This window comes from Sorangium sp. So ce327, from assembly GCF_051530205.1.
Taxonomy (GTDB): Bacteria; Myxococcota_A; Polyangia; order Polyangiales; family Polyangiaceae; genus Sorangium; species Sorangium cellulosum_B.
Window position 1 is genome coordinate 2,072,313 of the sequence record NZ_CP150330.1, and the last position, 21,948, is coordinate 2,094,260.

General features: G+C 70.9%; 18 protein-coding genes. 15 read left to right on the forward strand and 3 right to left on the reverse strand.

Annotated elements, in window-relative coordinates; genetic code table 11:
* Nucleotides 1-9 precede the first annotated feature (9 nt).
* The gene (locus tag WME95_RS07775) at nt 10-714 is read left to right on the forward strand and encodes a response regulator (protein WP_437907777.1); all 705 of its coding nucleotides are present in this window, start codon (nt 10-12) and stop codon (nt 712-714) included.
* A 143-nt stretch (nt 715-857) separates the two neighbouring features.
* On the opposite strand, the gene WME95_RS07780 is transcribed toward WME95_RS07775, so the two are convergent.
* On the reverse strand, nt 858-1,085 hold the full coding sequence (locus WME95_RS07780; RefSeq protein WP_437907778.1) for a hypothetical protein: 228 nt from the start codon (nt 1,083-1,085) through the stop codon (nt 858-860).
* 431 nt (nt 1,086-1,516) lie between these two features.
* Between WME95_RS07780 and WME95_RS07785 the strand changes: the two genes are divergently transcribed.
* The 3 genes from WME95_RS07785 (at nt 1,517) to WME95_RS07795 (ending at nt 5,063) form a co-directional block, all read left to right on the forward strand.
* Nucleotides 1,517-2,635, forward strand: a complete 1,119-nt coding sequence (locus WME95_RS07785) for an RNA polymerase sigma factor (protein ID WP_437907779.1) — start codon at nt 1,517-1,519, stop codon at nt 2,633-2,635.
* Nucleotides 2,636-2,757: 122 nt separating this feature from the next.
* Nucleotides 2,758-3,780 carry a hypothetical protein gene (locus WME95_RS07790; protein ID WP_437907780.1) on the forward strand — a complete coding sequence of 341 codons (1,023 nt, stop codon included), beginning with the start codon at nt 2,758-2,760 and terminating at the stop codon, nt 3,778-3,780.
* Nucleotides 3,781-4,013: 233 nt separating this feature from the next.
* Nucleotides 4,014-5,063: a hypothetical protein gene (locus WME95_RS07795; RefSeq protein WP_437907781.1), complete on the forward strand. Its 1,050-nt coding sequence runs from the start codon at nt 4,014-4,016 to the stop codon at nt 5,061-5,063.
* A gap of 520 nt (nt 5,064-5,583) precedes the next feature.
* Here WME95_RS07795 and WME95_RS07800 read toward each other — a convergent pair.
* Complete coding sequence (locus WME95_RS07800; protein ID WP_437907782.1) at nt 5,584-6,543, reverse strand: NAD-dependent epimerase/dehydratase family protein; 960 nt, start codon at nt 6,541-6,543, stop codon at nt 5,584-5,586.
* A gap of 650 nt (nt 6,544-7,193) precedes the next feature.
* Between WME95_RS07800 and WME95_RS07805 the strand changes: the two genes are divergently transcribed.
* From WME95_RS07805 to WME95_RS07840, 8 genes are all read left to right on the forward strand, one after another.
* Nucleotides 7,194-8,246 (forward strand): FG-GAP repeat domain-containing protein, encoded by a 1,053-nt coding sequence (locus WME95_RS07805; RefSeq protein WP_437907783.1) that lies wholly within the window; start codon nt 7,194-7,196, stop codon nt 8,244-8,246.
* A gap of 116 nt (nt 8,247-8,362) precedes the next feature.
* Nucleotides 8,363-9,586 (forward strand): DNA polymerase IV, encoded by a 1,224-nt coding sequence (locus tag WME95_RS07810; protein WP_437907784.1) that lies wholly within the window; start codon nt 8,363-8,365, stop codon nt 9,584-9,586.
* Between the two features lie 92 nt (nt 9,587-9,678).
* Entirely contained in the window at nt 9,679-10,869 is a 1,191-nt protein-coding gene (locus tag WME95_RS07815; RefSeq protein ID WP_437907785.1) for an outer membrane protein assembly factor BamB family protein, read from the forward strand.
* A gap of 45 nt (nt 10,870-10,914) precedes the next feature.
* Entirely contained in the window at nt 10,915-12,117 is a 1,203-nt protein-coding gene (locus WME95_RS07820; protein WP_437907786.1) for an MFS transporter, read from the forward strand.
* Nucleotides 12,118-12,127: 10 nt separating this feature from the next.
* Nucleotides 12,128-12,598: a hypothetical protein gene (locus tag WME95_RS07825; protein WP_437907787.1), complete on the forward strand. Its 471-nt coding sequence runs from the start codon at nt 12,128-12,130 to the stop codon at nt 12,596-12,598.
* A gap of 409 nt (nt 12,599-13,007) precedes the next feature.
* On the forward strand, nt 13,008-14,117 hold the full coding sequence (locus WME95_RS07830; protein ID WP_437907788.1) for a hypothetical protein: 1,110 nt from the start codon (nt 13,008-13,010) through the stop codon (nt 14,115-14,117).
* 563 nt (nt 14,118-14,680) lie between these two features.
* On the forward strand, nt 14,681-16,006 hold the full coding sequence (locus tag WME95_RS07835) for a hypothetical protein (protein ID WP_437907789.1): 1,326 nt from the start codon (nt 14,681-14,683) through the stop codon (nt 16,004-16,006).
* 246 nt (nt 16,007-16,252) lie between these two features.
* On the forward strand, nt 16,253-16,798 hold the full coding sequence (locus WME95_RS07840) for a dihydrofolate reductase family protein (protein WP_437907790.1): 546 nt from the start codon (nt 16,253-16,255) through the stop codon (nt 16,796-16,798).
* A gap of 634 nt (nt 16,799-17,432) precedes the next feature.
* Here WME95_RS07840 and WME95_RS07845 read toward each other — a convergent pair.
* Nucleotides 17,433-17,672 carry a hypothetical protein gene (locus WME95_RS07845; RefSeq protein WP_437907791.1) on the reverse strand — a complete coding sequence of 80 codons (240 nt, stop codon included), beginning with the start codon at nt 17,670-17,672 and terminating at the stop codon, nt 17,433-17,435.
* 66 nt (nt 17,673-17,738) lie between these two features.
* On the opposite strand from WME95_RS07845, the gene WME95_RS07850 reads away from it, so the two are divergent.
* The 3 genes from WME95_RS07850 to WME95_RS07860 all read left to right on the forward strand — a co-directional run bounded on the left by WME95_RS07850 (nt 17,739) and on the right by WME95_RS07860 (nt 21,926).
* Nucleotides 17,739-20,135: a kelch repeat-containing protein gene (locus tag WME95_RS07850; protein ID WP_437907792.1), complete on the forward strand. Its 2,397-nt coding sequence runs from the start codon at nt 17,739-17,741 to the stop codon at nt 20,133-20,135.
* Between the two features lie 175 nt (nt 20,136-20,310).
* Complete coding sequence (locus WME95_RS07855) at nt 20,311-20,520, forward strand: dihydrofolate reductase family protein (RefSeq protein WP_437907793.1); 210 nt, start codon at nt 20,311-20,313, stop codon at nt 20,518-20,520.
* A 308-nt stretch (nt 20,521-20,828) separates the two neighbouring features.
* A complete protein-coding gene (locus tag WME95_RS07860; RefSeq protein ID WP_437907794.1) occupies nt 20,829-21,926 on the forward strand; it encodes a hypothetical protein in 1,098 nt (365 codons plus the stop codon).
* The last annotated feature ends 22 nt before the right edge of the window (nt 21,927-21,948 follow it).

Sequence of the window (21,948 nt, forward strand, 5' to 3'; positions counted from 1 at the left end):
GGGTGGGCGATGGCGGAAGCGTCTCCTCTCGTGCTGCTGATCGAGGATGAGCCGCAGATGCGCCGGTTCCTCCGCGCGATGCTGGCGGCCCGTGGCTACCGGCTCGTGGAGGCGGAGACGGGCAGCGACGGGATCGCCCAGGCGACGACGCGCAATCCGGATCTCGTGCTCCTCGATCTGGGGCTCCCGGACATGGACGGCCTGGAGGTGACCCGGCGACTCCGAGAGTGGAGCGCCGTCCCCATCATCGTGCTGTCGGCCCGCGGTCAGGAGCAGGACAAGATCGACGCGCTGGACGGCGGCGCCGACGATTACCTGACCAAGCCCTTCAGCGCCGGCGAGCTCCTGGCGCGGCTGCGCGTGGCGCTGCGCCACGCCGCCAGCGCGGCGCGCGGTGCGACGGCGGAGGGCCATTGCTTCTCGATCCAGGACATCGAGGTCGATCTCGCGCGCCGGGTCGTGCTGCGGGCGGGCGAGGAGATCCACCTGACCCCCATCGAGTACAAGCTGCTCACGACGCTGATACGGCACGCGGGCAAGGTCCTCACCCATCGCCAGCTCCTCGGCGAGGTGTGGGGGCCTGCCTACGCGGGGCAGGCGCACTACCTGCGCGTCTACATGGCGCAGCTCCGGCACAAGCTGGAGCGCGATCCGGCGCGCCCGTCGGTCCTGATCACGGAGCCAGGCGTGGGCTACCGGCTCAAGGGCCCTTGAGTCGATCCTGGCATGAAGGGGCATAGGCGTAACGTGACCGAACGATCTTGGTTAACGCCTATGCCCCTTCCCTCTCCCCCCTTGGCGACCTTGGCGGCCTTGGCGGTTTTTCTGCTGATCCGGGGCGACTTCCCGCAATAGTGTTAGTTGAGCGGCGGTGCGCCGTTGGGCGCTGCGCTGGGCGCCGCTGGCGCCGGCGTGCCCGCCGGTGCAGCGCCGGGCGGCGCGGCGTCGTCCGGCGCAGCAGCGGTGTCGCTGGACGACGCCGCGCGGCCACGGCCCTTGTAGAGCGACGGCGCGATCGTGTCGGCATCCCCCTCGTCCCACCGCAGGTAGGCGACGGCGCGCCGGGTCTGGTCATCGGCGCGCACGAGCAGCGCGAACGCGCGCGCTCGCCTGTCTGCGGCCTCGGGCAGCGGGGCTGCCCCAGGAATACCGTGTCCGGTGCGCCGGGGGCAGCGGAGCTAGCCTGGGACGACCGTGTCCGTGCGCCGGAGGCAGCCGAGCCAGGCAGGGGCGACCGTGTCCGGTGCGCCGAGGGCAGCGGAGCTAGCCAGGGACGACCGCGGCGGACCGGGGCGCCTCCCACCGCGGGCGGCGCGCCTCCAACCCCGCGCACCGGGCGGCGCATTTTACAAACGACCCGGAAACCTCCCCGCAATTTCAGAATATGAGCGCACTTCTTTTCCCCTCTGAAGGCTCCTCCCGCGATCACACATGGAATTCCGTTCACGCTGCCGCGGCGGAAATTCTCCCCCGCGCGCTTCGGCTCCTGGGGGTCGTCGAGGCCGACATCGACGACGTGTTGCAAGAGGTCCTGCTCGCGGCGTACGAGAGCCTGGATCGGTTCGACCCCGCCTGGTCCCCGCCGGAGCGCGAGGCGTGGATCGCCAGCCATCCGCCGCGCCGGGACGGCCGGCGCCAGCACAGCAGCCCCGAGGCCCGCTGGGTGTTCGGGATCGCGTGGCGAAAGGTCAGCCACCACCTGGACCGCGCCTACCGCCGCCGCGAGGTGCCGGACGGCCTCCGTCCGGGGTCGCGCTACCAGGCCATCGATCCCGCGCCGCTCAGCGAGGAGCGCATCGCGGAGCAAGAGCGGCTGGAGGTCGCGAGGGAGGTGCTCTTGACGATCGCGCCCGAGCGGCGAGTCCTCCTGGTCCTTCACGAGGCCTACGAGGTGCCGCTCGTCGACATCGCGCGCGAGCTCGGCCTCAACTACAACACCGCCAGCAACCGGCTGCGCCTTGCCCGCGAGGACTACCGTGCCGCCGTCAAGCGGCTGCGCCCGGAGCGGCGACAGGCGCTGCGCGCCTGCTGGCTCGTGTTTCCCCTGGCGTCCGACTTCCTTGTGCGCGACGACGGCGCGAGCGCCGCCTCACCGCCGGCCGGCGTGCCGCACGCGCCTGCCGGCCCGGGCCTGCGATCGTGGCTCGCCCGGCTCGGCCGCACCCTCGGCGCCGCTGCGGCGGGCGGCGCCGGGACCGCGGCCGTGCTGCTCGCCCTCGCCCCGCCGCGGCCCCTCTGGGCTCGCCGCTTCGAGGCGGCGATGGCCTATGAGCTCCCCGCGACCGGCGCCGGCCTTGCAGCACCCCCGCTGCAGCCATCGCAGCAAACCCCGGAACCGCGGCCGGCGGCGCCGGCGGTCGACGCGCCCGCGCGCCCGTGCCCGGCCCCGCCGCGGGCGGCGCCGCCGGCGGGCGCGCGGGAGGACGCCTTCGTGGAGGAGCGCCGGCTGCTCGCGGCGGCGCAAGAGCGCCTCTCCACGGGCGATCCCGCCGGGGCGCTCCGGCAGCTCGCCGCGCACGAGGCGCGGTTCCCCGCAGGCCGGCTGAAGTCCGTACGAGAGCAGCTTCGCACGGCGGCCCAGGCGCGCCTCGCCCATCCGGAGCCGGGCGCGTCAGGAAGAGAGCCGGCGCGATGAGCCGGTCCAGGGCGAGAGCGAGACCGGGGCTCGGCGCGCGAACGGCCCGCGGCCTCTGCGCCACCGGACCGCTCCGGAGCGCGGCGCGCTCGGGGCGCTCGGGGCGCTCGGCGCGCTCTGCCGTGGTGGCGGCCACCGTCCTTCTCGGCGCCGGGGATGCCCGCGCCGCGCCGGACGCGCCGCGCGCGGCGATGCGGATCGAGGTCGTGCGAGGCCCGGGCACCGAAAGCTGCCCTGGCGACGCGTTCCTGCGCGCGGAGGTGGCGCGCCGGCTCGGCGCCGACCCGTTCCAGGACGACGCGCCGCAGGTGCTCACGGTCCGCATCGCGCAGGAGGGGCCGGAGCTCACCGCCTTGCTGGCGCTGCGCGACGGCGCGGGCGATACCCGGTGGGCTGATGGGTTCGGCACCCGGAGCGGCTGCGAGGAGCTGCTCTCCGGCGTGGTCCTGGCGATCGTGGCGCGCGTGCTGAGCGCGCCGGAGCCGGCATCCCCGCCGCCCGAGCCCTCGTCGCCGGAGCCCTCCTCGCCGCCCGCGGCATCGCCCCCGCAAGCGCAGCGTGCCTCGCCGGAGCCACCTCGGCCGGCCGAGCTGCCACTGGGGTCCTTCCGGCCGGAGGCGGCGCCGGCTCCGCCGGAGCGGTTGCGGCTCGAAGCGGGGCTCGGGGCGACGCTGGGCCTGGGGATCACGCCGGGGGTGGCGGCCGGGATGACGCTGTCCGCGGGCGCTCGCTGGTCTGAGTGGTCGGTCGCAGTGGAGGGGAGGGGGTTCGTAGCCCTGGCGCAGGAGGTGGAAGCGGTGCCCGTCGGCACCAGGGCGTTCACAGCCGCTACTGTGGCCTGCCATCGCGGCCGCCTGCTGTTCGGATGCGGGCTCGCCACCCTCGGTGCAGTTCGCTTTACCCCTCGGGACCCGTGGACCATGCGCTCGCGCAGCGATGTTCTCTTCGGCTTCGGGGCGCGGCTCGGTGCCGAGTGGCCCCTCTCCGGCAGGTGGTCCGTGCTCGGGTATGCCGAGGCGACCTGGATTGTGGACGATGCGGGGCTCAGGCGTAGACCGTACGACAGAGCTACGCCAGCCGCCGTCTTTTGGATGTCACCGCCGCTCGGTGGCGTCTTCGGGCTAGGCATTACGGCCACGAACTGACTGGCGCTCGGAAAAAAGAACATCCGGCCGAGAACATCGGGTGAGAATCTCGAAAAGGAGATGGGAATGACGAGCGCGGTGGAAGCACGAAGAAAGAAGCCAATTGTGCGCTTGCATTGGCTTCGGGTAGTCTGCGCGGCATGCGCATCTGCTCCTCCTCGATGGTCGGTCTTCTGTTGCTATCGGGCTGCGGCGAAACTCCGACCATCGAAGGCCCGTGTCAGCCAAGGGAATTGGGCCAGCATTCGGCGTGCCCCTATCCCGAGGCAGGCACGGGCGATGCAGGCGACGGCGGGGATGGGGGCGCAGGCGGGGGCGGCGGTGCAGGCGGCGGCGACGAGACTGCCTGCGCCGGCGATTGCGTCCCACCGGCGCCGCTCGGCTGGTTCGGACCGGCGCTCCTCTGGTTCGGCCCGCGGGACCAGGTACCCGCATGCCCCGCCGCCGCGCCGAACGTCGGCTACGAGGGGTTCGCCGACCTGGTGCCCGCGCCGCTCGCCTGCGCGTCCTGCCTGTGCGATCCCCCGGAGGCGGCTACAGCCTCGTGCCAGCTTCCGCTGGGCTGGTCGGCGCACACCTCGACCTCGACGACGTGTTCCGGCGACCCCGGCAGCGTCGAGACCACCTTCGCGGCGCCCGGCGGCTGGGACGGCGCCTGCACCGCCGAGAACGCCATCCCCGCGGGCCAGGACTGCGGCGGGCAGCCGTGTGTGAAGTCGATCTCGATCGACGCGCCCGCCGTGCTGGTCACCGCCGCCTGCACGCCGAGGGTCGACGAGCCCCCGCCTCCGGCGCTCCTCGATCCGTGGCAGACCCGGGCGCTCGCCTGCGTGCCCGGCGCCTACACGGAGTGCCTGGGCGACCGGAGCACCTGCATGCCCTCGCCGGACCAGCCCGGGGTCCCGCCGCCCGGCGGCTTCCTGACGTGCGTCTTCCACGAGGGCGACGTGACGTGCGAGGCGCCGTACGTGGACAGGCACGTCTTCTACGGCGGCGCCGACGACACGCGCGGCTGCTCCGAGTGCGGCTGCGGGGAGCTGGAGGGCGCGTCGTGCACCGTCATGGCGTCGGCCTACAGCGACGGCGCATGCGGGGCGTTGCTCGTGTCGGCCGTCGTGAGCTCGACGACGCCATTCTGCGGGGTCACGCCGCCCGGCGTCGCCCTCGGCAGCAAGTCGGCGGAGGTCGTGGCCGTGGATCCCGGCGGCTGCGCCCCGAGCGGCGGTGAGCCCACCGGCGAGCTGCTGCCGGCAGAGCCGTCGACCTTCTGCTGCCAGGCATAGCGCTCGCACCGGCATCACGCTGCAAAGGAGGGGCGGAGCTCTCCAGGCGGCGACGCTTGCGCAATTCTGGATCGGGTCGCCTCGCCCCAGCCTGAGCACTGCATGCGCGTCAGGAGCTTCCTCGACCAGGCGGACGGCGACACGCGGTTCGCCTCCTCCACGCGCGCGGCGATGAGTTCAACGCCCCGGAGCGTGGCCTGGCAGATGAATCCGCCATCAAGGAGGACGCGGCCATAGCCCGCACCAAGGTCGTAGACGACGTCACCTGGTCGCGGTGCGGCCTACCGGTAGAAGCGTCGAATCGAGGCGTACGACGCCCCCTCGTAAGTCGAGCATTCGTCGGGGAACTGAATGATTCGTTTGAGCGGAACAATGCCTGCTTCCACGCTCTCTATGCGAAGATCGAGCAGCTGATCGATCGCTGGGTCATCCAGCGGCTCCTCGGGCGTGTGCCAGGCAAGCAGCTGCGCACGGAGGGATCGGAGGTCGAGGAATGTTCCGTTCCTCGAGATGCCTCGTGTCAGTCGTCCGCAAAGGTCGCGTCTGCGGGGGGGCCGTGCTCCCACAGCCAGCGCACCGCTTCTTCGAGCGCCTGCAGCGGATCGGGCTCATTCACGCCGAGCACTTCGCGTAGCCGGCAATCGCTGATCAGGACCGGGCTCGACACCTTGTAGGGGTGGTCGACCGCCGCGAAGGGAACCACCGCCGGCTCCCATTCCCAGTCGAACATACGTCCGATGACGGCCGCGAGGCCAGCGTATGTCCACGTATAAGGGTCGACGACATTGCAGGCCCAGAAGCCTCGCGGCGCACGCTCGACGGCTGCAATGACGGACCGGGCCACGCGATCGAGCGCGACCTGATGAACTACCTGGACGCCGCGGTCAGGCAGCTCCAGGCGGCGCGTGCCCGAACGGATCTTCCGGATCAAAGGCCACGCCCGCGATCGAGGATCGTTGGGCCCGTAGATAGCCCCGGGCCGCAGCACGGTAACATCGCCGGCGCTGTCACGGAGAGCCATCTCCATCGCCGCGTTATCATGGTTCGGCGGCGCTCCCGGATACGGCGACGTTCGCTTGGGCGCGTCTTCGGTGAGCGGGAGCGGCGTATCTGGGAGCAGGGATTGTCCTGAACCGTCCCCGATGCCCGCCTGGACGAGGTAGCGGTAGACGTCGATCGAGCTCACCGCGACGACCTTCCGCACTCCTGCGCGTCGCGCGCAGTCCGCGAGTGAGGTCGCCTTTTCGGCCGTAGCACCGCCGGCGAACGTATCGACGAGGACATCCGGGCGCGCGCGCTCGATCGCTGCTCCGGGCGCGAGCAGCTCCGCCCGCGTGCCGTGCAGATGCTCCACCTGGGGCAGGTCGGGGATCTCGTGTGTCCCACGATGCGCCACGGTCACTCTATGCTGTTGCTCCATGGCGCGCCGCAGCACCGCTGGGCCAAGGAATCGAGTCCCGCCAATGAGGACGAAATGCATGATCTACTCGCGCTTGGGAGCGGGCGTGCGGTGGGCCGACTCGAGGAGCCGTCGCAGTCGCTCGGCTGCGGCTCCGGCGTCGGCGAGGTTGGCTGCGTAGCGTGAGTCCAGCACGGCGACGTCACCGCCGCAATGAGGGCAACTCGTCGTGCCTGGCAGCACGTACTGCTTGCACCCGTGGCAGAGCTCGAGCACTGGAGGCACACTCCCCCCGCTCCGGCGCGGGCGCCCGGCTCGCCAGGCTGCAACGGCTGCTGCCGAGCGACGGGATGCCCCGGGGCACCCAGGATCCTCACTCGGGCTTGCGTGGACGGTTTGCTATGTCGCGAACGCCGCAAATTCCGGCTCTGAGGCGCAGCCGGTTCTGTACCGTTCTTTCCGATTCTTCGAGAGCTCGAAAAGAATGTACTACGGAGCCAGCGAGGGCCGCGACCACCGCTCTCGCATGGGGGCCCGAGCGCTCGCTGCGATAGGATTGAAATGCGGCGGAGAGCGCCGCCCTCGAACGCCGGTCGCGGATGGACCGCCGCTTGCCGTCCCACGAGGCGCGTGAGCGGCGTGCCCACGGGCGAGGTCGCGCATCCCCCCGGGATCGGCGGCCGTGCCGCGCACGCGGCGCAAGAGAGGCGAGCGTGACGAGTCCTGTGGTCGTGAGCAAGTATCTGTGTGCCGCCGCTGCGATTCACGCCGTGCTCGGCTGCGCGGCCGGCGTCGACCTGCCCGACGAGGGCGGAGCCGCGGCGGCTGCGACGCCCACCCTCGGGGTCGCAGAGCAGCGGGCCAGCACCTACGGGTGGCGGGTCATCGAGGTGATCGACTATAATTTCGACGGAAAGCAGGATTTGCTCTGGATCGACCCCGAGCGCAGCCTCATGGCCGTATGGTTCATGGACGGAGTCCAGCTGCTCACGCCGGGCCCGACCCTTCGCGGGCCGCCCGGCGGAGGCTGGTTCGCCATAGGGCACGACTTCAACCAAGATGGCCTGGCGGACGTGATCTGGCGTCACGATGAGCGCGACCTGATCACGATCTGGCTGACGGACGGAGGCCGGCCGTTCGCGCAGGGCCCGATGCTCCCCGGGCCGCGCGGCGACGGCTGGGTGATCCGGCCGAACGACTTCAACCGCAACCTCGCCTCGGATGTGCTCTTTTACAGTGAGGAGCAGAACCTGATGACGGTGTGGCTGATGGATGGCGTCCAGCTGCTCGCGCCGGGCCCGTTCATCCCGGGGCCGGGCGGCGACTGGGAGATCGGCCCCATACCCGACTTCAACTTCGATCGCATCGCGGATGTGATCTGGAACGACGAGGTGCACAACCTGATGACGGTGTGGCTGATGAGCAACACGGAGGTCATCGGGCGGGGGCCGGTGATCCCCGGGCCGATGGGCGAGGGATGGGACGTCCTCTGGGCGGCCGACTTCAACGCTGACGGCATGTCGGACGTGCTCTGGACCAACGAGGAGAGGGGCCTCGTGGCGATCTGGCTGATGAACGGCGTCGAGCTCCTCGACGCGGGGCCGGTGATCCCCGGGCCGATCGGCGACGGCTGGACAGCGGTCGCCGCCGGCGACGTCAACGCCGATCTGATGTCGGATGTCGTGTGGCAACGCCTGGGGACGAGCCAGGTTGCGGTGTGGTTGATGAACGGCACCCACGTCCTCTCGCCAGGGCCGGTGATCCTGGGCCCCCCCGGCGGCTGACCCGACCCGGGCGGCTCGCGGGGCGCGCCAACGGATGATTCCGCCCCGCGCGCGGCCTGGCTGGCCCGATTCACCGCGGCGCGCGGGCGGCGAGGCGGTACAGAAGAGCAGCACCGATGCGACAGATCCTCCACATCGACATGGACGCGTTCTTCGCGTCGGTCGAGCAGCTCGACGATCCATCGCTGCGAGGCCGCCCCGTCCTGGTGGGCGGCGCCTCCCGGCGGGGCGTCGTCGCGGCCGCGTCGTACGAGGCGCGCGTCTCGGGCGCCCGCTCGGCGATGCCCATGGTCGAGGCGCTCCGCCGCTGCCCGCAGGCGATCGTCGTGCCGGTGCGGCACGCCCGCTACGCCGAGGTGAGCGCGCAGGTCTTCGCGATCTTCCGCCGCTTCACGCCGCTCGTGGAGGGGCTGTCGCTCGACGAGGCGTTCCTCGACGTGACCGCGAGCCGCGCGCTCTTCGGCGACGGCGAGGCGATCGCGGCGCAGATCAAGCGCGCGATCCGCGACGAGACCGGGCTCACGGCCTCCGCCGGCGTCGCGCCCTGCAAGTTCGCCGCGAAGATCGCGAGCGACCTGCGGAAGCCCGACGGCCTCGTCGTGGTCCCCGGCGACGTCGCCGCGTTCCTCGCGCCGCTGCCGCTCGAGCGCATGTGGGGCGTGGGCCCCCGCGCGGCCGAGCGGCTGCGCGCGGCGGGGCTCGCGACGATCGGTGATCTCGCGCGTTGCCCCGCGCCGCGCCTCCACGAGCTGCTCGGCCCCGCGTGGGGAGAGCACGTGCGGCTGCTCGCCGCGGGCGTCGACGAGCGCGCGGTCGTCCCGGGCCGCGCGGCGGAGTCGATCGGCGCGGAGGAGACCGTGGAGGAGGACCTCCGGGGCAGGGAGCCGATCGAGCGCTGGCTGCTCGATCTGTCGGGCCGCGTGGCGCGGCGCCTGCTCAAGGCGGGCCTGTCCTGCCGCGCGGTGGTGGTGAAGCTCAAGTACTCGGACTTCACGCTGCGGACGCGCCAGACGACGCTGTCCGAGCCGGTCAGCGACACGGACTCGATCTACACCTGCGCGAAGGGGCTGCTCTCGCGCTTCGATCTCTCGCGGCCGGTGCGGCTCGTCGGCGTCGCCGCGAGCGACCTGACGAGCGAGACCGGCGGCCCGACGCTGAGCCTCTTCCCTGTCGCCTCCGAGCGCCGCCGGCGCCTCGAGGGCGTCGTGGCGGAGGTGGCCGAGCGCTTCGGTGGGATGGGGCTCACCCGCGCGGCGCTGCTGGAGCCCCCGCCCTCGGGCCGCGCGGCGTCGCGCGCGGCCCCGGGTGAGCGCGAGAAGAAGAGCGAGAAGAAGAGATAGACAGTCGCGAGCTCGTGTAGAGTGGGACGATGGCTCGGATCGTCGATTCCAGGTGTCCGCGCTGCGGCGCCCCGCTGCCGATTCAGCCGGCGATGGATGCAGTCACCTGCCAGTACTGCGGCGCGCGGTCGCTCGTCGATCGCGGCAGGAAGCCGACCACCGCGCCGATCCCGCAGGGCATGCACGTCGTCCGGGTCGCCCCGCCGTCCAGCAACGCGGCGGGGGTCATCGTGATGTCGGTCGTCATGGCCATGGTCGTGGCCGGCGCGGCCGCCGGCGCCTTCATGTTCAGCGCGTCGGGGCCGTCCAAGGGCCGGTCGACACCGCTGCTCGGCCTGGGACCGAACACGTACTTCAGCGATCGGCCCATGCTCGCCGACGTGAACGGCGACGGCGCGCCGGACGTGATCGGCAAGAGCAGCGTCCCCGGCGGCGAGGAGTGGATCGCGGCCTACGACGGGCGCGACGGCAAGCCGATCTGGAAGACGGCGGCGCTCACCAAGGACGCGGCCAACCACGAGGCGCGGCGCGCGATCGTCTCCGGCCGTCTGATCTCGATCGACGCGCTCGGCAAGGCGCAGGCCTATGATCTGCGCACCGGGACGCCGTCGTGGTCGGCGTTGCTCGGTGAGAAGGCGAGGCGGCTGTGCCAGGGCGACGGCGTCATCGTCGTCGAGACGGTCGACGACGCGAAGCACGGGCTCGATCCGGCGAGCGGGACGCGGCGCGAGCTCGCGAAGGGCGCGGCCTGCAAGACGGTCCCGAGCTCGATCCAGGAAGAGGCGCCCGGTTATCGGTTCGCCCGCTGGCACGAGTTCGACGAGCTCGGCCTGCCCGGGTCACATGAAGTCGAGGGCATGTCGGTGAGCGGCGCGATCATCCCGAGCGGGCCCGGGCCGCGGTTCCTGCTCGGCGGCCGGAGCAAGGGCAGCCAGGTCGGCATGGTGGCCGCGGTGGACAAGAAGAAGGTCCTCTGGAAGATGGTGGTGCCCGGCGTCGACCCGCTGACCACGAGGCCGACGGGGGTGGATGCGGGGGCCTATGAAGGCGGGTTCCTGGTCGTCCCTTACGACATGAAGGATCACAAGGACGGCACGCGCCTCGCCTGCTTCGAGGCCGGCACCGGCAAGCGGCTGTGGGACGTGCAGGTCCACAAGAAGTCGCAGGTCTCGTCCGGGATCTCGATCTCGGCGAACGACGTCTTCTTCGCCAGCTGGACGGCGCTCTACGTGTTCTCGCTGAAGACGGGGCAGCTCAGGTACATGATCGGGACCGAGTTCTAGGCGTCCGGCGCGCCCGCGGCAGCGCAGGCGCAACGACTCCCCGCCATGTCGTCCGTCCAGCAGAACCCCTGGCGCATCTGCGTCTACCACGGCGTTCAATCGCTGATGTTCCCGGCGGCCATCTTCCCGCTGTTCTGGACGCAGGACATCGGCATGAGCGTGGCCACCATGATGGCCGTGCAGGGCGCGTTCAGCCTGAGCATCGCGCTCTTCGAGTTCCCGTCGGGCTACATCGCCGATCGCCTGGGTCACCGACGCGCGCTCGTGATCGCCTCTTTTTGCATCCTCGCCGGCTGGGTCCTCTACGCGCTCTCGCGCGGGCTCTGGTCGGTGCTGCTCGCCGAGCTCGTGCTCGGCGTCGGGTTCTCGCTCGTCTCGGGGGCGGACTCCGCGCTCCTCTTCGACTCGCTGCGAGAGCAGGGCAAAGAGCACGAGTTCGCCCGCTGGTACGGACGCATGCGGTCGATCGCGCAGATCGCCTCGGGGAGCGCCGCGCTCGCCGCGGGCTTCCTTTACGCGCGCTGGTCCCGCCTGCCGTTCGCGATGGAGGCCGCGGCCTGGGCGCTCGCGGCGGGGATCGCCCTCCGGTTCGGCGAGACCCGGCGCGCCGAGCCAAAGGTCGAGGACCACCTGGGCCGCATGCGCGCGATCGTGCGCGACGCGCTGTTCGAGCGCGCCGACTTCCGCGCGGTGCTGCTGCTCGGCGTCGCGCTCGCGCTCGCGTCGTACCTGCCGACGTGGCTCATGGCGCTGTACGCGACCGAGGCCGGCGCCCCCGTCGCGTGGATTGGCCCCATGTGGGCCCTCGCGAGCTTCACCACCGCGCTCGGCTCGATGCTGAGCGAGCGCGCCGGCCGCCGCCTCGGCATGACGGGGACGCTGCTCGCGTGCGTCGTCCTGGTCGCGATCGGGTACCTCGGCCTCGCGCTCTCGCGCCACGTGCTCGGGGTCGCGTTCTATTTCCTGCTGACGCTCGTGCGCGGGCTGCACATGCCGCTGCTCCACCACGAGGAGCAGCGCCTCGCGCCCGACGGGGATCGCGCGAGCTGCGTCTCGCTCCGCAGCTTCCTCTTCCGCCTCGCCTTCGTGCTGCTCGGGCCCGTCGTGGGGATGGGCGTCGATCGCTACGGGCACCGCCCCGTGCTGTGGGCCTCGGGCGCGCTCCTCGTCGCGCTGACGGGCGCGGCGTTCGGCCTGTTCGTCGCGCGCGCGGCGCGGCGTGATGAGGCGCGGGCGCCGCGGTGCTAGGGCGCCTGCCATGAAGAAGATCGAGAGAGAGGAGGAGGCGGACCGGCTCATCGAGCGCGTGGGCGCCGGGTCCTGGGACGTCATCCACGGGATCCTGGAGCGGCAGTTCGCCGTGCTCCACAACCGCGCTCAGGTGCTCATCGGTCTGTGCGGCATCGTCATCACCACGACCGGCTTCTCCGGCCGCCTCATCGCCGGCACCAGCCCCCACGCGCAGGGGCTGATCATCGCCGGCGTGGCGATCGTCCTGCTCTCCGCGACCCTGATCGTCTGGGGTGTGCAGCACATCCGCTGGCTCACCGAGCAACCGGGCGACGACCTGCGCGGCTGGGTCTTCGCCTCGCTCGCCTACCGCGATCGCAAGACCACGATCTACCGTGTCGCCATCGCGTTCCTGCTCGTCGGCCTCTCGTTTTATGTGATCGCCATTGCCATGATGCTACTCCACCCCACCGCCGCCCCGTCGCCGGGTGGGCGCTGAGCCCTGCGCCCCCGATGAGGCCGCTCTCTCTCTCTCGGTGCCGCGCGCCGCGGTCGCCTCGACACCGCACCACGGCCGAGCAGCCAGGGAAGCTCGGCCGCTGGCGCCGGCGGGCGCCCGCGCTCCGGACGCGACTTCGCAGGTGGCATGATGTGGCCTCTTCACGCGCATTGGCGCCGGCGTCGGTGATCGCGAAATGAGCTGAACTGTAACGACGGATCCGCACGTCCGTGTTGTTGAGAAGTTGCTCTGTCCAGGATAGTCTCGTCCGGTGCTGTTTGGCTCGGAGGAGCTCGGGCGTGGTCGGAGCCGCTGAAGGCGAACGGCGGCATTGGCCGCGGGGCCTCGCGGGATGGATCTAGGAGGGGCTAGGATGAGAACAGTTCGTTCTACGGCGGGGTGTGGGTTGTTGGTTTTCGCGTTCGCCTTCATGGGTTGCACGGACAACCCCGCGATCGAGGACGGTACGGGCGGGGGCTTCCCCTTCCCCCCGAGCACATCCTCGGGCTTGACGGGCGCGAACAGCAGCACGAGCGGCGGAGCGACCACCGGTGATAGCGGCGCAGGTGGTGGTGCCGGCGGCGGTACGGGTGGAGGCGTCGTTGATCCGGGCGATGGCTGCCCTGGCTGCGCGCGGCTCTCCGTGCCGCTCACGAGGGCGATGCAGGCGACGCAGTTCATGATCTTCTTTCACAAGCAGGTCGACCTGACCGGCGCGACCGTCACGTTCCGCGTGAGGACCCGTGCCGGCACGAGCGGCGGTCTGCAGCCGTTCGTGCAGAACGGGGCCGATCTCAATTATGCGAACATCGGCTACTCGTGGAACGCGCTTGTCGACCTGGGAGAGTGGACGGATCTCAAGATCGATGTCGATGCGCTGGCTCCGGCGAATACCACCTTCAACCGCACCGTGGTGGAGATGATCGGGGTTCAGGTCACGGCGGGCAACACGGGGCCCTGGGCCAATCCGACCGTTGTCGATGTCGACTACGTCACGGTCACGAGACCCGGCACAGGCGAAGGGGCTCCGAGCAGCGAGCGCTTCTTCTTCGGCCCTAGCGGGGAGCGCGGCGAAGGCGGCGCCGGGGGCGAAGGCGGCGCCGGGGGGATGAGCGGCACCGGAGGCGCGGGCGGCACCAGCGGCGATGGCGGCGCCGGGGGTATGAGCGGCGCAGGAGGCGCGGGTGGGGTGGCCGGGGCCGGAGGCGCGGGCGGCGAAGGCGGCGAAGGCGGCGGCAGCGCGAGCAGCAGCAGCGCGAGCAGCAGCAGCAGCGCGAGCAGCAGCAGCAGCGCGAGCAGCAGCAGCAGCGCGAGCAGCAGCAGCGCGAGCGGAGGAGGCGGCGCAGGCGGCGCAGGCGGCGCAGGCGGCGCAGGCGGCGAAGGCGGCGAAGGCGGCGGCCCCAGCGTCGATGTGATTCATGTGATGGGTCCGTACGAGTTCACGACGAGCGAGGAGCCGATGGAGGTCAACAATTACCAGCCCGTGGAAGGCTCGACGGTGACCCACGTCGCCCCGTGACCCCTGGCTATCCCGTGGCGCCCTTGTACCCCGTCAGGGAGGTCCACGAGACGTGTTGAAGCATCCATCTGCACCGATCTGACGACGGTTCCGGGCGCGACGGCGAGGGGCTCGGCACGCTCGACGAGCCGAGCGCGCTGCCGCGTCCGGAGGTGCCTTGAATGAACGAGGTGCGCTTTCGGTGGCGTCGTCGCGGCGACGACGGTCGCTGATGAAGCGATTGGCATGAGAGCGCGCTGATTGGCGCTCTCGGGATGCCGCGCTGTGCTCGGGCTCGACTCCACAGGTGGTCTCGTGTGGCTGCCGCGCCCCGCTTTGCTCGACTCCACAGGTGGTCTCATGTGGCTGCCGCGCTCGCAGCGGCGCCAGCGCCGGGCGATGCCAAGCGCGTTGGGTTCTGGTGACGTATTCGCACGTCCGGGCTGTTGAGAAAGTCGTCTGTCCAGGATAATGTCGCTCCTTGCGGGGCTGGCTCGGCAGAGATCGAGTGCGGTGAGAGCCGCTCCGGCGAACGGCGGCTTCGGCCGCGCAGCCTCGCCGGGGCCTATCCAGGAGGGGTCACGATGAGATCAGTTCTTTCTTTGGCGGCGTACGGGGTGCTGGTCGGCGCGTTCGCCATGACAGGTTGCGGTGACGACGAGTCGACCGGCAGCGGCGGTGCGGGCGGGACGGGCGGCGGGAGCTCGTCCACCTCCAGCACGTCGTCGAGCTCGACCAGCTCGGGCTCTGACGGCGGCGGCGGCGCGGGTGATGGCGGTTCAAACGCGGATGGCGGCGGCGGTTCGAGCGACGGCGGCGGCGGTTCGAGCGACGGCGGCGGCGGTTCGAGCGACGGCGGCGGCGGTTCGAGCGACGGCGGCGGTGGTTCGGGCGATGGCGGCAGCAGCCCGGGTGTTGGCGGCGGCGGCAGCTCGGGCGAAGGCGGCGGCGGCTCGGTCCCGGAGGAGCGTTGCTCCGGCTGCGCGCGGCTGTCCGTGCCGTTCACGACCGCGAATACCGCGACGCAGTTCTTCATCGAGTTCGCCTCGGTGGTCGATCTGACGGGGAGCACGGTCACGTTCCGTGTGAAGACCCACGCCGGCACCAGCGGCGGCGTGCAGCCGTTCGTGCAGAACGGGGTGGACCGGTCCTATGCGAACATCGGCTACTCGTGGAATCCGATCGCCGGGCTGGCAGACTGGCAAGAGATCACGATCGATGTCGACGCGTTGGCCGGGTCGAAGCCCTCCTTCGAACGCAAGGAGGTGAAGTTGATCGGACTTCAGCTTACGGCGGGCGGCACCGGGCCCTGGACCAACCCGACCGTCGTCTACGTCGACTCCATCACCGTCACGAAACCCGGCACTCCGAGCGCCGCGCGAGGCGCCGCACCGAGCGGCGAGCGCGGCGAGGGCGGCGCCGGCGGTGCGGGTGGCGCAGGCGGGTGGAGCGGCGAAGGTGGCGCCGGCGGCGAGAGCGGCGTGGGCGGCGAAGGCGGCACGGCCGGCGCCGGCGGCGCGGGCGGCGAAGGCGGCACGGCCGGCGTCGGCGGCGCGGGCGGCGAAGGCGGCACGGCCGGCGTCGGCGGCGCGGGCGGCGAAGGCGGCACGGCCGGTGTCGGCGGCGCGGGCGGCGAAGGCGGCACGGCCGGCGTCGGCGGCGCGGGCGGCGAAGGCGGCACGGCCGGCGTCGGCGGCGCGGGCGGCGAAGGCGGCACGGCCGGCGTCGGCGGCGCGGGCGGCGAAGGCGGTTCGGCCGGTGTCGGCGGCGCGGGCGGTGAAGGCGGCGGCTCCGGTGGAGAGGTGATCCACGTGGTGGGTCCGTTCGAGTTCACGACCGGCGCGGAGCCGATGGAGATCGGCAACTACAGGCCGGTGGCCGGCTCGTTGCTGACCCACATCGCCGAGTGATCCCCGGCCAGCCGGGGAGCACGCTGCGCCGGACGCAGCGAAGCGCGCAAGGCGCACCAGAGCATCCAACAACAGCCTGAACTCGTGACAACGCCAGCCAGAGGGGCTCGACAGCCCCCCGGCGAGCTTTCTCTGGTTGCGCCGGCGCGAGCTGCGCGATGAGAATGGCTTCGACGCGCCAGGACCTGGTGCGCTCGATGGACCGACCCACGGCGAGCTCAGGACAGCGTTTCAAGGAGGATTCGAATGAGAAAGATCGTCTATGACGTCGCGGTGACGGTCGACAACTTCATCTCGCACGAGGACGGCTCGGTGGACGGCTTGGTGATGCAAGGAGAGCACGCCGCCGATTACGTCGAGCGCCTGAAGGGCTACGACACCGTCGTGATGGGGCGAAGGACGTACGAGGCGGGCTATCCCTTCGGGCTCGTCCCGGGGAAGCGAGCCTACCCGCACATGGCGCATTACATCTTCTCGAAGACCCTCCGCTTCGGCGAGGGCGCCGAGGTGGAGGTCGTGGACCGTGACGAGATCGCGGCCCTGAAGCGGCTGAAGGAGGGCGACGGGACCGATATCTATCTCTGCGGGGGCGGCGCCTTCGCCGGCTTCCTCTTCGATCACGACCTCATCGATCAGCTCGTCCTCAAGGTGAATCCCATCGTCTTCGGGCACGGGGTCCGGCTCTTCGGCGGCAGCTCCAGGAAGGTCGAGCTGGCGCTCCTCGGCGCGACGTCGTACGCGAACGGCGTCTCGCTCCTCCGGTACGACGTGAAGCGCGGGAGCGCCGCGTAAGGGGTCGCCCGCGGCGATCGCGTGCCGCTCGATTCCACTGCGGCGCGATGGTCGGCGGGCGCTGAGCGCCGCACCTCGACGGGGCTGAGCCTGTCGCCGGGGCGGACAATGCCAACAGGTTTGATACAGGCCGCACGCCGCGTTCGACGACAAGGGCGGGGCGCTCGTGTACATGCACGCTTGGCCTTCGTGCCGCTCTCGCGTGTCGAGCGCGTGAAGGACGCGTCTGGATGCGGTGCGCGTGGCGGCGTGCATGGGGTCGCGAGCCTCTGGAGAGGCGACCTTTGCGTCTGTTCGCACCCGAAGCGCGCGGAGCGTCGCTCAACGTGGCGGAAATTTGAACTTGACCGCTAGAAGCGAATCGACCAAATGATGTGGGCTGCCTTTCAGATTTACATCAACTTCTGATTTTTCTGATCGAGAAGGGGGCATCCGCGCCGGGGACGCGAGCCGCGATGGCGCATTTGGCGGGAAGCCGAGGTCTGCGTCTCCGTGTGCGGCGTGCGATCCCCGACCGCTCTCGATCGCAAGCCTCATCGCGCTCCATACCATGGGGGCCTGATGGGCTTTTCTTCCTGCCAGGGGAGTATCCATGACGCGTGTCCGTTTCGTGCTTCGGGGTTTACCTTTCGCATCATCCATATGGCTCACCGCGCTTCTCGTCGGAGCGATCTTCCTGAGCGGCCTCGGATGCGCGCTCGACGCCGGGCCGCCGGGGGGTGACGAGCTGCGTTTTCGCTTCCCTCGCCAGGCGGCACAGGTGCTCGAGAGGGACGAGGGGTTCGTCGCGGTCGGCGAAGGCTTCGCGCTCGCCTCGACAGGCGGCTCGACCCGCGAGATCGAGGCTCTGTTCGAGCGCCGCGGCGGGCTGCATGCCGCGCTGCCTGCGAGCGGAGAGGGGAAGGTCCGCTTCCATCTGCCCGGCGGCTTCGAGATCGGCGTGCGCGAGATCGGCGCCGAGGGCAAGGGCGCTGTCGTCGAGCGCGCCGTGGCGTATCGGCGCCAGGGCGGGACGTCGTTCTGGTCTGCGGTCGACGCTGGTTACGAGGAGTGGCTGCTCCTCGATGCCGGCGTGGCGAACGGCGGCGCGCCGGTGGCGGCGTGGGAGGTCGACGGCGCGACGCTGCGACAGCAGGGCGACGCGGTCGAGGTCGTCGACGACGCGGGCGCGCCGCGGCTGCGGGTGACGGCGCCGGCGGCGTATGCGAGCGGCGGTCGGCCGGTCGAGGCGCGGCTCGAGGTGCGCGGCGCGAGGATCGCGCTCTGGGTCGACGCGGGCGGCGAGGAGGTGCTGGTCGACCCGATATGGGCGCCGACAGGATCCATGAGCACAGCGCGCTCCAACTACACGGCGACGCCGCTCGGGAATGGCCAAGTGCTCGTCGTGGGCGGGCGCAATGCGTCTTTTCTAGGGAGCGCCGAGCTGTACGATACGGTATCCAATACCTGGTGGTCGGCCGGAACGTTGGCCACGGCCCGCTACGGTCATACGGCGACGCTGCTCGGCAACGGCAAGGTGCTGGTCGTGGGCGGGTACGCCAACGGCTCGGTGGCCCATACGAGCGCCGAGCTGTACAATCCGGCATCCAGCACCTGGACGGCGACCGGCGCGCTGGCCGCGGGCCGTGGCGGCCACACCGCGACGCTGCTCGGCAATGGCAAGGTGCTGGTCGCCGGGGGGGATAACGGCTCCGGTGTGAAGTTGGCGACCGCCGAGCTGTACGATCCGTCGACCGGCGTCTGGTCGCCCGCTTCAACGATGGGGGGGAGCCGCACCGGGCACACCGCGACGCTGCTCGGGAACGGCAAGGTGCTGGTCGCCGGGGGGTACGGCCCCGGTGTGGCGTTGGCGACCGCCGAACTGTACGATCCGTCGACCGGCTTCTGGTCGCCGACGGCCTCGATGACCGGGCCCCGCTACTTCGCCACCGCGACGCGGCTCGTGAGCGGCAAGGTGCTCGTCGCGGGTGGCTACGACAATTCCGGCGAGCTGCAGAGCGTCGAGATCTACGACCCGTCCTCGTCGCCACCCGTCTGGACGACGGCGACGCCGATGAGCAGCAAGCGCTCCAAACATACCGCGACGCTGCTCCCGAACGGCAAGGTGCTCCTGACGGGCGGGTGGAGCGCCCCCATGGTCGGCAGTGCGAGCGCCGAGGTCTACGATCCGGGAACCAACTTCTGGGCAGCGGTCGGGTCGATGAGCGCCGTCCGCATCGCTCATACCGCGACGCTGCTGGGCAACGGCAAGGTGCTTCTCGCGGGCGGGTTCAACTATGGCATTCCATCCAGCACGTACCACTCGAGCGCCGAACTGTACGATCCGGCGGCCACGACGTGGGGGGCGGTCACGTCGATGTCTCACGCCCGCATGGCGCCGACCGCGACGCTGCTCAACGATGGCAGGGTGCTCGTGACGGGCGGTGACTCGTTGGGAACGAGGACCGAGCTGTACAATCCGTCGACCGACACCTGGGCGGCGGGGCCATTGATGGGTGTGGGACGTCAGTATCATACGGCGACGCTGCTCGGCAACGGCAAGGTGCTGGTCGTGGGCATTCGGAGCGTCTCGTCCCCCGCGAACGCCCAGCTGTTCGATCCCGCGACCAACACATGGTCGTCCGTAGGCTCGTCGACAAGCCCAGACCTCAACCGCATGGGGCACACCGCGACGCTGCTCCCGAACGGCAAGGTGTTGGTATACGGAGGGGTCAATCCCTCCGCCACCCCCGACGATTACATGTACTCCTCGGCGCTGTTCAATCCGGCGAACAATGCCTGGTCGCCCGCCGACGACATGCCGATTGCCCATGCCTATCATGCCGCGACGCTGCTTTCGAACGGCAAGGTGCTCTTCTCGGGAGGTAAGAGCGAGTACGCAGCGCAGCACGCCGTTGCCGCGCTCTACGAGCCCGATCTATGGACGGCCGTGGATCACATGGTGAAGAGCCGCGCCTATCATACGTTGACGTTGCTGAACACCGGCGAGGTGCTGGCGGTGGGAGGATGCGCCACGAACTTGACTCCGACCGTCGAGGTTTATAACCCGACGTCCGATCTCTGGTCCTCCGGTACTGAGCAGTTCTCCTATCGCTCGCATACCGCGACGCTGCTCAACAACGGCAAGGTGCTGCTCGCCGGGGGCATCGACAGCGCAGGGAACGTGACCCGGAACGTCTACATCTACGATCCCGCGACCGGTGACATGGACCTGACCGGGCAGATGAACGATGTGCGGTACGCTCATGCAGCGGTCCGGCTCGGGAACGGAAAGGTGCTGATCGTAGGCGGCAGTGACGGCTCCCCCCTGCCGACCGCCGAGATCTACACCCCCTGACGTCGTTGGGGCGCCCCGTCCACGGGCAAGCCCGTCCGCCGACGACGCGGCCGGCGCGGCGCAGGCGCTAGCAGCGCGCGCCGGCCGCGCCGCCTGCCGTCCGCTTCCGCAAACCAGCCAAGATCCCGCGTGCGGCAGCTGAACAACGCCGCCAATTTTTCTGAGGCATCTATCTTTGCGGGGGGGCGCCTTCGCCGGCTTCCTCCTCGATCACGACCTCATCGATCAGCTCGTCCTCAAGGTGAATCCCATCGTCTTCGGGCACGGGGTCCGGCTCTTCGGCGGCAGCTCCAGGAAGGTCGAGCTGGCGCTGCTCGGCGCGACGTCGTACACGAACGGCGTCTCGCTCCTCCGGTACGACGTGAAGCGCGGGGGCGCGGCCTGAGGGGCCGCCCCGGCGAGAGTGTGCCGCACGATTCCGTCGCGACGCCGTCGTTGAGCCCGCCGCGGCGCTTTTGTCGGGCGGGCGCTGAGCGCAGCGCCTCGACGGGGCTCATCTGGTTGCCAGGCTCACACGTTCGGCCTGTTGAGAAAAATTTCTGCCCAGGGTAGCTTGCGCCACGCGGCTGGCTCGGAGGAGCCAGCGGGCGGTGGCAACCGCCATGGCGAACGGCGGCCCGGGCTGCGTGGCCTCGTGGTGCACATCAGGAGAGGGTCAGGATGAGATCAGTTCTTTCTTTGGCAATGTGCGGGATGCTGGTCGGCGCATTCGCCATGACGGGTTGCGGTGATGACGACACCACCGGCAGCGGCGGTGCGGGCGGCGCGGGCGGTGGGGCCAGCTCCAGCACGACGTCGAGCTCCAGCAGCAGCTCGACCAGCTCGGGCGGCGGCGAAGGCGGCGCGGGCGGCAGCGACGGTGGCGCGGGCGGCGAAGGCGGCGAAGGCGGCGCGGGCGGCAGCGACGGTGGCGCGGGCGGCGAAGGCGGCGAAGGCGGCGAAGGCGGCAGCGCCCCCTACATCGGTCCCGGTCCGGAGGAGAGCTGCTCCGGTTGCGCCCGGCTGGCTGTGCCGCTCACCACGGCTTCCACGGGGACGCTGTTCCAGTTCGACTTCGCTCAGCTGGTCGACCTGACCGGCGCTACCGTCACGTTCCGTGTGAAGGCTCATGCCGCCACCGGCGGTGGCGTGCAGACGTACGTACAGAACGGACCTGCACGGAACAACGAAGATGAAGAGAGCTGGGCGGGCGTCCCCTGGGCGTGGACGAGCCTCGGCGACCTGAAAGAGTGGACCGACCTCACCATCGACGTCGATGCCGCTGATGCGGCCAATGCCGCTGCTGGCGGGAAATTCGCGAGTACCGCGGTAAAGCGCATCGGCATCAAGGTCGACGCAGGTGCCGAGGGGCCCTGGGCCAACCCGACCATCGTCTATGTCGACTCCATCACCGTCACGAGGTCTGCCAGCTCGAGCGGTTCGGGCGGCGCGGGCGGTGCCGGCGGCGCGGGCGGTGCCGGCGGCGCGGGTGGCGCCGGCGGTGCTGGTGGCACGAGCGGCGAGGGCGGCTCGGGCGGCGCTGGCGGCACGAGCGGCGAGGGCGGCTCGGCGGGCGCCACCGGCTCGGGCGGCGCTGGCGGCACGAGCGGCGAGGGCGGCTCGGCGGGCGCCACCGGTGAGGGCGGCGCCGGCGGCACGAGCGGCGAGGGCGGCGCCGGCGGCGCGAGCGGCGAGGTGATTCATGTGGTCGGTCCGTTCGAGTTCACGGACGGGCTGCAGAACTTCCTGCTCGGCGATTACCTGCCCGTGCAAGGCTCGAGGCTGGATCACCTCGGTCCCCTCGGCGAGTGATCCACGAGCGCCTGCGGCGTTC

What these genes read in the sequence shown, in the direction of transcription:
- WME95_RS07810 (WP_437907784.1), top strand. Translation starts at nt 8,363, where the DNA reads ATGCGACAGATCCTCCACATCGACATGGACGCGTTCTTCGCGTCGGTC.
- WME95_RS07815 (WP_437907785.1), top strand. Translation starts at nt 9,679, where the DNA reads ATGGATGCAGTCACCTGCCAGTACTGCGGCGCGCGGTCGCTCGTCGAT.
- WME95_RS07775 (WP_437907777.1), top strand. Translation starts at nt 10, where the DNA reads ATGGCGGAAGCGTCTCCTCTCGTGCTGCTGATCGAGGATGAGCCGCAG.
- WME95_RS07835 (WP_437907789.1), top strand. Translation starts at nt 14,681, where the DNA reads ATGAGATCAGTTCTTTCTTTGGCGGCGTACGGGGTGCTGGTCGGCGCG.
- WME95_RS07860 (WP_437907794.1), top strand. Translation starts at nt 20,829, where the DNA reads ATGCTGGTCGGCGCATTCGCCATGACGGGTTGCGGTGATGACGACACC.
- WME95_RS07840 (WP_437907790.1), top strand. Translation starts at nt 16,253, where the DNA reads ATGAGAAAGATCGTCTATGACGTCGCGGTGACGGTCGACAACTTCATC.
- WME95_RS07825 (WP_437907787.1), top strand. Translation starts at nt 12,128, where the DNA reads ATGAAGAAGATCGAGAGAGAGGAGGAGGCGGACCGGCTCATCGAGCGC.
- WME95_RS07800 (WP_437907782.1), bottom strand. Translation starts at nt 6,543, where the DNA reads ATGCATTTCGTCCTCATTGGCGGGACTCGATTCCTTGGCCCAGCGGTG.
- WME95_RS07820 (WP_437907786.1), top strand. Translation starts at nt 10,915, where the DNA reads ATGTCGTCCGTCCAGCAGAACCCCTGGCGCATCTGCGTCTACCACGGC.
- WME95_RS07845 (WP_437907791.1), bottom strand. Translation starts at nt 17,672, where the DNA reads ATGCAGCCCGCCGCGGCGCTCGAACAGAGCCTCGATCTCGCGGGTCGA.